At 56.0% G+C, this 10,782-nt stretch carries 7 protein-coding genes and 3 pseudogenes; 3 read left to right on the forward strand and 7 right to left on the reverse strand.

What is annotated here, in order from left to right; all coding sequences use genetic code 11:
* A pseudogene (locus C7401_RS45425) lies at positions 1-189 on the forward strand (hypothetical protein); the annotation flags it as partial.
* Positions 190-759: 570 nt separating this feature from the next.
* On the opposite strand, the gene C7401_RS44050 reads toward C7401_RS45425, so the two are convergent.
* Both C7401_RS44050 and C7401_RS44055 read right to left on the reverse strand, forming a co-directional pair.
* Complete coding sequence (locus C7401_RS44050; protein WP_112178342.1) at positions 760-1,740, reverse strand: ParB/RepB/Spo0J family partition protein; 981 nt, start codon at positions 1,738-1,740, stop codon at positions 760-762.
* Entirely contained in the window at positions 1,737-2,951 is a 1,215-nt protein-coding gene (locus C7401_RS44055; RefSeq protein WP_112178343.1) for a ParA family protein, read from the reverse strand. Before C7401_RS44055 ends, C7401_RS44050 begins: the two co-directional genes overlap by 4 nt.
* Before the next feature lie 677 nt (positions 2,952-3,628).
* On the opposite strand from C7401_RS44055, the gene C7401_RS44060 reads away from it, so the two are divergent.
* Positions 3,629-5,035: a replication initiation protein gene (locus tag C7401_RS44060; protein ID WP_112178344.1), complete on the forward strand. Its 1,407-nt coding sequence runs from the start codon at positions 3,629-3,631 to the stop codon at positions 5,033-5,035.
* A 1,285-nt stretch (positions 5,036-6,320) separates the two neighbouring features.
* On the opposite strand, the gene C7401_RS44065 is transcribed toward C7401_RS44060, so the two are convergent.
* Positions 6,321-6,767 (reverse strand): hypothetical protein, encoded by a 447-nt coding sequence (locus tag C7401_RS44065; protein ID WP_112178345.1) that lies wholly within the window; start codon positions 6,765-6,767, stop codon positions 6,321-6,323.
* Between the two features lie 313 nt (positions 6,768-7,080).
* Here C7401_RS44065 and C7401_RS44070 point away from each other — a divergent pair.
* Positions 7,081-7,397 (forward strand): annotated as a pseudogene (locus C7401_RS44070) (transposase); the annotation flags it as partial.
* On the opposite strand, the gene C7401_RS44075 reads toward C7401_RS44070, so the two are convergent.
* The 4 genes and pseudogenes from C7401_RS44075 to C7401_RS44085 form a co-directional block, all read right to left on the reverse strand.
* Entirely contained in the window at positions 7,396-8,196 is an 801-nt protein-coding gene (locus C7401_RS44075; protein WP_112178347.1) for an N-acyl homoserine lactonase family protein, read from the reverse strand. The pseudogene C7401_RS44070 and the gene C7401_RS44075 sit on opposite strands and share 2 nt — an antisense overlap.
* A gap of 55 nt (positions 8,197-8,251) precedes the next feature.
* Positions 8,252-9,265, reverse strand: coding sequence for a porin (locus C7401_RS44080; RefSeq protein WP_309252031.1), 1,014 nt, complete (start codon positions 9,263-9,265; stop codon positions 8,252-8,254).
* A 17-nt stretch (positions 9,266-9,282) separates the two neighbouring features.
* Positions 9,283-9,474 carry a porin gene (locus C7401_RS46055; RefSeq protein ID WP_309252032.1) on the reverse strand — a complete coding sequence of 64 codons (192 nt, stop codon included), beginning with the start codon at positions 9,472-9,474 and terminating at the stop codon, positions 9,283-9,285.
* 164 nt (positions 9,475-9,638) lie between these two features.
* Positions 9,639-10,694, reverse strand: a pseudogene (locus tag C7401_RS44085) (aldehyde dehydrogenase family protein); the annotation flags it as partial.
* Positions 10,695-10,782: the final 88 nt, after the last annotated feature.

Consider the following 10,782-nt stretch of genomic DNA (forward strand, 5'->3'; position numbering starts at 1 on the left):
GGGCTTGGGCTTGGGCTTGGGCTTGGGCTTGGGCTTGGGCTTGGGCTTGGGCTTGGGTGGAGGGTGGAGGGTGGAGGGTGGGAGTTCGATGTGCTGAGCTGTCCCGAGAACGTGGCATTCCTCGATGATTGTGGCAGCTTCATGGGTGTCACAATCAAGCGCCTCGTACATGAGATCAAGCGTCACTAAAGCTGAAACCGCCAAACCAGGATGCTTGCCCAGTTGAGCAACCAGCACATTTTTCAGGGGATCACATCATGAATATACAGGCCGATATGCTGACATTGAAGGGCCGCATCAAACGCAGCTGATGTCAGAATGGCTGCATTGCGGGGAACCGCCGACTTTTGCATTCAAGGAATTTCGACGCTTCTATCGATGGATCATCCACTAATAGTGGCCATCCCTCCCGAACACGCAGACCTCGTGACTTGCAGCTCTCGGTTCTTGGCAAACGTGTTCGGATCCGAACACTTTGTCGCCCGGATGGGCTCCGCATCTAAATCTGGAGCCCCAAAGAATATTGAGGTCGAACACTAGCGTCCGGACGAGGTACATGAGTTTCAGTGGCCAAAAGGTATTCGACTCCGGCCACTTGGCCGCGCTTGCCAATGCGATCCCCAATTTGATGCAGAGCCACTTCGCGCAGCTACCGCACAAAAGTGTTCGGATCCGAACACCCACGCGGCCACGATAATCTTACCGCCGCAATAAAAAAGCCTCGCGAGTTGCGAGGCCATTTATCTTCCGCTTACAAACTCACTCCGACTGAACCGAGAACATCTTCGCGACGGTCTCCCTGAGTGCGTGCTCTTGCTCCTCGGAAATGACTCCAGCTTTGAACTTGAACGTTAGCCCCGCGACATCTTTCGTTATACTGCCTGCCTGCACATTGCCCGCGAATATCTTGAGGATGCTCCGTCCCGCTGCGTCACGCGTCGACACCCCGCGAGTCGCTGCAGCAAGAATCGCAGGAGCAATCTTAGATTCAAGGAGGTCACCCGCTAGTACCTGCGGCCACAACTCCGTTAGCGCCTTCTGCCCAGCATCGCCAGTCTTCTTCAGCGCGCTAACAATCTCCTGTGCCTGATTTGATTGCAAGAGCGTCGGCCTCAGGTCCAAGTCACGCTTAACGAAGTCAGGAAGCTCATCGAAGGCGAGGTATCGGTAGAGTTCGTTTCTAGAAATGCCCATTGTCTTGGCAAGACGTGTCTTATTCGGAAACTCACTCTCCGCGCGGCGAACGGACAACGCAATCTCATAATCGGAGAGATCGTCCCGCGTCACGTTCTCGACGAGCGCGAGCGCGGCCATATCCTGGTCAGTGCAGTCAATTACCACACTCTTGATGGTCTCCCGATTCAGGAGCTTATGCGCACGCCAACGCCTCTCTCCGGCTACCAACTGGTAAACATCACCGCCCACTCGCCGCACTAGCACCGATTGCAGTAGCCCCGTCTCTTCAATTGAGCGCGCCAATTCATGCAGCTTCGTCTCATTGAATTCGCGGCGAGGTTGCCATGGGTTCGGCGAAATTTCGTTGACCGGCAAATCGGTCCCTACTCCTTTATCTTCAAGCTCTTGGATTCGGATTTGCGCGGCCGTCAAGGCACTGGTAAGTCCTGGCATGGTTTGCGGACTGCGAGTGCCCTTATCAGCCTCTTTCCTCACAGGCGTCATCTCTGCCGGCGACGCCAAGCCTGCGGTCTTGGCCAACAGCTGTGCGCGAATATTGCTCATGCCTCCTCCTTCCAATTCTTGACAAACATGTCATCAAGCCAACGCGCGTACTGCATCAACGGTTGCTTCACGCGCTGAAGCGACTTAGCGGTTGAATGCGTATTCGTGATATCCAGTGCCGTAGAGAATGAGAGCGCCCCACCACTCATCACTGAACTTGACGGAATTTCGAATGGGTCCAACCATTTCCCATACGCTGTCTGAGCCCATTGCCGAACCACCGGGGCCGATGAAGTCTTCCCGTAGTCCACCTTGGAAAGAAGGATGGAGATGAACTCATAGACCTTATCTTCCTCGTACGCGAGGAAGTCGCCCGCGACCTCCGAAAAGAGACGCCAGAACGCCATCGAGCTGATGAAATCCAGGTTCTCCGGAACCATCGGCATAACGAGCGCGTCTGCGGCTAACAAGGCGTTGAGGTTCATGTACGACAGCGACGGAGACGTATCCATCAGGATGTAGTCGTATTGGGAACGAAGCGGCTCGAGGCCTTCGCGAAGCACCGACCAGAATCGAAAACCCTTCATCGTCTTCTGCCGGGCCGGCAATAGAAACTCAGCGCCATACAAGAACGTGTGCCCGGGAATTATGTCAATCCCATCCCAGTAGGTACTCTGGACTTTCGAATTCAGTCCGCCTTCGATCGACTGATCATAGATGTAGGGGAGAACGGTGTCCTCACCGCTAATCTCCTTCTCCGCGTACAGTCCACACAACTCCGAAGCAGAAGCCTGCGGGTCTAGGTCGATAATCAGGACTTTGCGTCCGAGCAGCGACAAGGCTTGTCCGAGGCAGACGGTCGTAGTGGTTTTTGCAGAACCACCTTTCAGCTGAGCTGTCGTCAGCACCCGCCCTCTAAAATTGCTGTCCGGCTCCCCAAGTCGCGTTTGATAGATGTCCGAAGCCATCTTTACCCACGTGCGCACCTCGGCAAGTGTGAACGTCCGGCTGCGCCCGCTGCCGTTGAGCGTGCCAGACGGAAGCCCTTGGTCAGCCTTCGTTACCAGATACTGGATCTGCTGGCGCGACAGATTGCACATGTCGGCCAGTTCACTGATAGTAAATATGGGAGCAGTCTTGCGCGGCCGCGGCGCGAGAATTTGTTCGCGCAGGTTGTCCGCAAACGGTGCGAGTTTTTCGGCGAACTCTGCAACCTCGCGAAGCGTCGTGCGACGGCTCTCAATAGGGAGGGCTGTAGCCACTGCATCCATTCTGCACTTCTCCGTGTTTTTGACGATGAAGTGCAGAATACATCATTATGTGTAAACAGAGTTGTATTCAGCCTAATTTTTTAGTCGAAACACGGAGATTCCATGCAAGTTCGTTGAATTCAGGCTCAAATCGCATGTTCGCAATGCGATTTGAAATCGCGTCAGCAAGGCAGACTTGCACGAAACCACTACGTGCGACATCCCACTGCCGTTTCGTCACTACAGTGCAAGAACGTCGTCTACACAAAAACCACCCCCGGGTTGGTTTTTGTGTAGACGGCTGCCCCTCTTATATTTTTCATTTAAATCAAATAGTTATCGAAAAATCGGCTGCAATTTTCGGCAAGTTTTCCCCCAGTTTGAGTCTACGTTTGTTTGTTTTTTGTAAACATAAACCTACAAACCAACATACAGCCGCAGGAAAACCCTTTCTTATCAATGCAAAAGCCTGTGAATAGAGACGGTTTTTGTGAAGACTGGGGCGATTTTTGTGATGGAGTGGGCAGAAATTGGGTTTGGATGGTCGGAAATTGTGAGAACGTCGGGTGGTTTTTGGGCGCAAGCTGCAAGGTAAGGGGTGGTTTTTGTGCGGAGAAAGGACACAACATCGGGGGTGGTTTTTGTGTTGACAGCCGCTGCTTGCCTGATAGAGTGCCCGCATTGAGCTGAAAGAACGAATGGAAAATCCGACGCTTCCCGCCACGCCGCATCAACTTGCCTTGGACATCTACGACGACATGTCCGGGAAAGACGTGCGGATAGACCAAGCGAGCCGGGACATCGGGTATCTCCGAAACAACATCTTCACCCGTGTCGGTGGACTAGGTATCGCAGCGCGGCGCGTGCTCGATGCCGCATACTTCATCGTCGCGTCGAAGGCGCCCGACGAGCTTATTGACGACAAGGTTTACACGTTTTCCGAGGACATAAACTACTTCAAGTGGCTGATGCGCTACGACAGCCGCAACCACAGCCATCTCGTCACCCAGATGCGTGCCGCCGCGAAAGCCCGCGTTGAAATCATGACAGCCCCCTCAATCGAGGAACTGACCGAGAAGGACTCGTGGGGCACGATAAGTCTGCTTGGCGATTGCTACATCGAGAGAAACGTGGTGTGCATCCTGCTCTCAGGGCGGGTGATTCGATATCTCATCAGCCCGTACAAGGCTCATTGGCTAAGTCTTCGCGATGCTGCGAAGTTTACGCTGTCGCTTGCGCGCGCAGTCTATGACCGGCTCATTCCATGCGAGGGCCATGGTGTTACCGAGTGGTTCGCGTACGAAGACGTTCTGGAATGGCCAGGGAAGGTCGGCGTGTCGCGCAGGGTCTTCAAGGAGTTCCGGAAACATTTCCTTGAGCCTGCTGTGCAGCAGCTCAACGAAGAGTCGGATTTTGAGGTCAGTTGGGAAGCAAACGCCGCGCGCGTGTCCGCGGACAAAATGAAACTGCGCTTCCGGTTCACAAAGAAGCAGGGTGCGGATGCCGCGCGCGCAGGCATTCCTGATGAAATGTACCTCGTGCTTCATAACGAGTTCGCCTTCGATGAACTGGACTTCCTCCGCCTCGCAAATAATCGGCACACCTGGACGGATGAACGCTTGGTGCAGGCCATCGAGTACACGCAGACCAGGTTGACGCAGGGCAAGGTTACCATCAGCCCCAAAGGCTATCTCTTCAAGTCGCTCGAAGGGAACTACCGCATTGGCGGCGCCGAAAAGAAGATGCTGGCTGTTCAGTCGCAACAGTCCCAGCATTTGCAGGAGGAAGCGCGCGTCCGTGAAAACGCGGAGGCGCAGCGACGCGAGGCTGAGAAAGCCCAGGCCGAAATTGCGGCCGCTAAGGTCCGTTCGGAGGCCGATGCGGGCAGGGAGTTCTATGAGGCGGCGGACGCCCATATCCGAAAGGAACTACTGCACACGTTTGTGACGGGTCTGCTGCACCAACGGCAAATGGTGAGGGTTGGCGTGTCGCGTGAGTCGCTCACTACCGAGAACATCCTTACGGCAAACCGGCAACTCGCTGAGACTTTCTGCACCCACGTGTGTACGCGCATGAAGAAGGTAATCGACGCGCGTGCGAAGTAAGCGCGGTGGCGTCCGATCACCGGATACGTCTTCACCTTGTGAACCTGTTGAAGCATCTCACCTCGGCCAGCGTTCGCTGTCGTCGCGTTGATCCCGACTGTCTCACCATCATGTATCTCATGGATGCCGCGTGGGTGCGCTCGTCGCGGGTGTACGTCCAGCGACTCGTGCGTGCCGCAGTCGGCACGAGATGAGCGCCGGGCGGGGGAGCCGGTTGAGTATCTTATGCGCGTGAAGGAGGGGGGGGCTTACCTTCTGACGACACTCCTTGAGCATGCGGGGCATCGCAGTATCCGAGGCGCCCCCATCAGCGCCGTTCGGCGCAGCGGAGAGCTTGTAGACTCTTCACGCTTCGTCGAAGGCGTCGGTGCCACGCTCGACGGTCTCTGCCCAGCAAGCGCCCTAACGCCCGATTCTCGGGCGTTTACGTGCCACGGTAGTAAGTGCAGGTTACGAGCGCGCCGATTGACCCAATTGCGCACGGGATGTGTCGCGGCATCGAACCTTCTCTGCAATTGAACTGGCTAGAAGACCTGGCAAGTGCCGATGGAGTACTTACGCGGGTTCACGTACGCGACAGTTCATGGAATTTGTTTGGAATGCAAAATAAATAAATCTCTCAGCCAGCTACACGCTCCTGGTTCGGACTGCGCAAGAGGCGGCGTGCGTCATCGGCAGGCAAACGCGCGAGAGAGCCAATGGCCTAGTATGTTTTTCAACATTATGGGCATATTGTCTAACTGCCATCGGCCGTTACCCGCTTTGAGAGTCTGACGAGTAAACGCAACCAACGGTCTGCCAAAATTTTGCCCCCGCACACGGCAAGCCGCCCAAGGCCAGTCATCAGGCAAAAGGGGGGCTGCCGGGGCGCGCAGCGGGCGCGCCAACGTCGTACAACTCCGACGTCCCGATGTCGCGGCGCGCAGTACGCGTCGGGCACCTCGCACACATCCACGGCGGCTCGACTCCCAACACTCGTTACGAACCCGGCCATCGGCGAGTGCGGCGTCGAGGATAAAGCTTTCGCGGGAGGACTCATCGACCTAACGAATTCAGGCCGCGATTCTACAAATATTCGCAAAACATTTGTAGTCCTACACAATTGCACTGTGAATGCTATCTTGGCATGCAAACCAGCGCACGCATCGGGTGCGAGACAAGAAGAATTCTCCGGGCCGCACTATGGACATCGCGTCCGGAGACTTTGGCGACTGGCTACACGGCGATGTTCCTCCGCAAGCCGATGCAGCACACTATGGTTGCAGTTCGACAGAAAAGCAGCGGTCTACGTGGAGCGCCGAACGCGTTGGCCCGGCGACCTGCGGCGCCCAGCCACGATTGGCTTTCGGCGCGCCGGGGCGACACGGAGAGCAGCGATCACCACAGATGCCGCGGTGATCGCCAGCATGGTACCGCCAAGATATGGACCCACGCTCGTATGCACCTGCTCGGGCAGCGGCGGCCCCAGTGACTTTGCAACAAAATCCAGAAAGGTTAGTATCTCCCACAGCAGGAACAAGGCAAAGCAGTGGGCAAGGTATTCGCGCAGCGGCGTGCGACTCATGAGATAGAGGGAAAGCATCGCGAGCACCACAAGCGTCGAATCGCCCCAGTGGTCGGCGCGGTACCACGCAGGCAGCCAGCGCATGGCGGCCTCGGCGCGCAGCCCAAGAATCCACGCGGCAGTGTTGCCGGAGGCTAATGCGAGAGTGGTAAGAAACGGGGCCTTCATCTGGCAAAGCTTACAGAGCTTCGGGCGACGACGGTAGGGGGGCGAGATCACCTCGCTTGACGCGCGAGCCCGGCGGCTTCGTGATCTTCTTGGATCGCCCTGCAACCTTTATATTTACGAGCCTCGTAGGCGGTCGCAGGAGCCGTCGAACGAAGTATCCATGCGAGATGCTCGGCGTTCATCGTTACGGTGCCAATGCGAACGGGATGAATTTCATCGCACGGCTCCTTTCCTTCGAAAAGTCCGCCGAAAACTCGCTTACATCATGGCACTGTTTACCGGGGGCCGCTCATTTTCGGAGAAGAAGACGAACATGAAGAAGCGTTTTGCGGAACAGCAAATCATTGGGTTTCTGAAGGAAGCCGAGGCCGGTATGCTGGTCAAGGAACTGTGCAGGAAGCTCGGGTTCAGTGACGCGTCGTTCTATACGTGGCACGCGAAGTTCGCCGGCATGGAGGTGTCAGACGCACGCCGGCTGAAGGACCTGGAGGCCGAGAACGCGCGGCTGAAAAAAATGCTGGCTGAGGCAATGCTCGACATGGAAGCATTGAAGGTTGTCGTCAAGGGAAAGCCCTGAGCCCGCAAGCCAAGCGCGAAGCAGTGGTGGCGATTCGGGGGAAGCTCAATCTCATCGCGGTTCAAGATCCACGCGAACAATCCAGCCATTGGTTTCGTGATTCGCGCTGGGATATTTTTCGAGCACGGCTGGATCATGACCCGGAATTACATGCGCTGGCGAATCGGCAAGCCGGTTCACGGTGCGGTATCCCTCCAACATGTCGGCAAGGTTGTATATACCGGGGAACGGGCGGCCATCTTCAATATTTGCGTAAAGGTGCGACGCATCAGACGCGAGTACCACCCAACCGCGCGCAGTATGAATTCGCACAACCTGGAGGCCGCCTGTGTGGCCGCCTACGAGATGCAGGCTAAGGCCGGGGGCCAGCGTCGACTCGCCGTTATGGAAGACCACACGGCCTGCAAACACGCGCCCGACCATTGACTTCACGTCTTCCACATGAAACGGGTGACTGAGTACGCCGTGGCACATGCAGCGTCCGGTGCAGAACGACATCTCAAGGTCCTGCACGTGAAAGCGCGCATTCGGAAACAGATCCGAATTTCCAGCGTGATCATAGTGCATGTGCGTCACGATTACGTCTTCGATCGACTGAGGAGCAATCCCGATCGCGTTAAGGCCTCTTGCCACGGCATGGGTAATTGTCCGTCCACGCTGGTTTGCGACTTCGGCATCGAAGCCGGTATCGACCAGGAAGGTTCGGTTCTGACCAACAATGGCCCAAACGAAGTAATCGAGTGGCATGTTCATGTCATGCGGATCGCCACCAAGAAAGTTATCACGCGCAGGGCGATCGTGATGAGCATACTTAATTGCAAAAATCTTGTACTTTTCGAGTGATGATGTCATATGGAGTCGTGCTGTCTCACGAAACAAAGCAGTGCCGCCACACACCAAAGTTCAACTAAAACTTGTGGCGAACGGCCACACGCATCGCAGTCTGTTCGTCGCGCGAAGATGGACTGAAGCCATTGATGCTCGCCACAGCCTCTTGAGCCAAGGAGTCTCTTCCGCTCGCGTGCTGATATACGCAAATGGCATATAAATCAGTGCGTTTGGAAAGGCTATAGACCGTGCCTACTTCTGCCTGCTGATATCGTGCACCATTGTCCCCGTTCACTGGACTGCGTTTCGTATAATTAACACCCACACCAACCAGTAGGGCCGGCGTGATGCGATAGTCGCCGTTAATTTCGAAGCTATTAAACGCGACATTTCCGGAGTAGCCAAGGGGATTAGGGCCTGACTGCGAGCCGAGAGAGTCAAACTGCGTTCGCGTGGCGACTGCTCCGGCTTGCGCGTCTCCCATTGTTATGCGCAATGCTGCCCCTGCAATCGACAACGTTTCTGCCGATGCAAATCCCGCGTAGGCTGGGATGGATTCGCCGGTTGTCGTCGATCCGAAAGTTCCAATATTATTCGCCGTGCTGCTTCCCTTGTTCGGTGTATTTCCGTAGAACGAAACATTGGGATTGCGTGCGTTAAAGTAACCGAGACCCATGGTCAGCCAGCTTCCCGAATAGCCGGCACCAAGAGACCAGATCTGGTTCTGCGTCGGTCGACCCGCGACGCCTCCGATGCTGTACAAACCCTCCCAGCTAAAGCCACGGTAAGAAACACTGCGAAACTTGATGGAGTTGTTGACCCGATTTGTATTTGAGAGGTTATCGACGTCGTCCGCGTGAGCGCCCATGCTTCCTGCCCATTGTCCAGTCACAGTCAACGGTTGCAGATAGTCGAGCATCGGATCGTATTGACGGCCGAGTGTGACCGTGCCCAGCGCGCCCTGAAGGCCGACGTAGGCCTGACGTCCAAAACCGGCACCTCCCTGCGCGAGCGCACCGTTGCTGGCAAAAAAACCATTCTCAAGTACGAACAGCGCCGCCAGTCCGTTGCCCAGCGCTTCGGAACCGCGCAATCCCCATCGGCTGCCGCTCAGGCCCGTAATCGTCCGTCGCCCATGAAGACCTGACTGTGACCTGTCGGCGTTGATGCCAACCGCGCGGCCTGCGCATTGTTGGTGTAGTTGATCCCGAGATCCACCACGCCATACAGCAATACACTACTTTGAGCCGATGCTGAGCAAGCGAAGGCTATCGCCGCTGCTGCGGCAATGATGCGTTTCATTGTCTCCTCCATTTAACGTGGAGTGCTAATTAAAATATTTAAATTACCGACGATATCCCCGTTTGTAAGGTACTTTCCTGTGCGATTGATTGATATCCCGGAAGAGTTCTCTTCCGCGGACGCAGATCAGCAAGGGCGCATTAGCGGAATGCGCCCCTCGGACGTCAACGAATGATGAAGGGATTCGGAACTTCGTTGCCAGCGTCGAACCAGACAGACTTGGTCTGAAGATATTCCTTGACGGCGTCAATACCGTTTTCCCGTCCAATACCCGAGCGCTTGTAGCCACCAAATGGAGACAGGGGGCTGACGGAGCGGTAAGTGTTGACCCACACTGTTCCTGCCTGTAAGCCATTGCTCATCCGGATTGCCCGACCAAGGTCGTTTGTCCAAATTCCGGCGGCGAGTCCGAACTGACTGTCGTTTGCAATCTGAAGTGCGTTCTGCTCTTCGTCGAACGGTATGACTGCAAGAACCGGCCCAAATACTTCCTCACGCGCGATTCGCATGTCTGGCCGCACATCGGCAAAGATGGTCGGCTGCACGAACCAGCCTTGCGCGCAGACCTGTTCGGTCGCCCGGCCACCACCCAGAACGCACCGCGCGCCTTCCTGTTTGGCGATCTCGATGTAGTCAAGGACGCGCTGGAACTGCGGTTGGGTGGTGATTGGCCCAACCTGTGTGTCGTCGGCTGTCGGGTCCCCCAGCTTTGCTGTACTGGCGAACGCCGTGAGTTTCTCGAGGAAGCTGTCGTAAATCGACCGCTGTAGCAATAGCCGCGACCCGGCAATACACGTTTGTCCCGAGGCGGCGAATATCCCCGAAATTACGCCCTTGAGAGCGTTATCGAGATTGGCGTCGTCAAACACGATGTTGGGTGATTTACCACCAAGTTCCAACGTCGCGTGCTTGATGTTCCGTGCGGCTGCCTCGTAGACATGCTGGCCGCCTTGATCACCGCCGGTGAACGCGATCTTTGCTACCAATGGATGGTTGACGAGCGGCTGACCAACCTCTGCGCCGAATCCGGTCACGACATTGACGGCGCCGGGCGGGAATCCCGCCTTTTCGAAGAGGCGAGCAAATTCCAGCGCAGACGCCGACGAGAATTCTGATGGCTTCCATACCACTGTATTGCCAGCGGCGAGCGCCGGGGCGAGCTTCCATGAAGCGAGCAGGAGTGGTGAGTTCCACGGCGTAATGATGCCCACGATGTTGACGTTCACCCAGAATTGACCCACCTAGACATGTAGTTTTCATCGAATTTTGACCCACGTGATTGAATGCCCTGCTCAACCTTTGAGCAGG

It is taken from the genome of Paraburkholderia unamae (assembly GCF_003268775.1).
Classification (GTDB): Bacteria; Pseudomonadota; Gammaproteobacteria; order Burkholderiales; family Burkholderiaceae; genus Paraburkholderia; species Paraburkholderia unamae.

What these genes read in the sequence shown, in the direction of transcription:
- C7401_RS44065 (WP_112178345.1), bottom strand. Translation starts at nt 6,767, where the DNA reads ATGAAGGCCCCGTTTCTTACCACTCTCGCATTAGCCTCCGGCAACACT.
- C7401_RS44060 (WP_112178344.1), top strand. Translation starts at nt 3,629, where the DNA reads ATGGAAAATCCGACGCTTCCCGCCACGCCGCATCAACTTGCCTTGGAC.
- C7401_RS46055 (WP_309252032.1), bottom strand. Translation starts at nt 9,474, where the DNA reads ATGAAACGCATCATTGCCGCAGCAGCGGCGATAGCCTTCGCTTGCTCA.
- C7401_RS44055 (WP_112178343.1), bottom strand. Translation starts at nt 2,951, where the DNA reads ATGGATGCAGTGGCTACAGCCCTCCCTATTGAGAGCCGTCGCACGACG.
- C7401_RS44075 (WP_112178347.1), bottom strand. Translation starts at nt 8,196, where the DNA reads ATGACATCATCACTCGAAAAGTACAAGATTTTTGCAATTAAGTATGCT.
- C7401_RS44050 (WP_112178342.1), bottom strand. Translation starts at nt 1,740, where the DNA reads ATGAGCAATATTCGCGCACAGCTGTTGGCCAAGACCGCAGGCTTGGCG.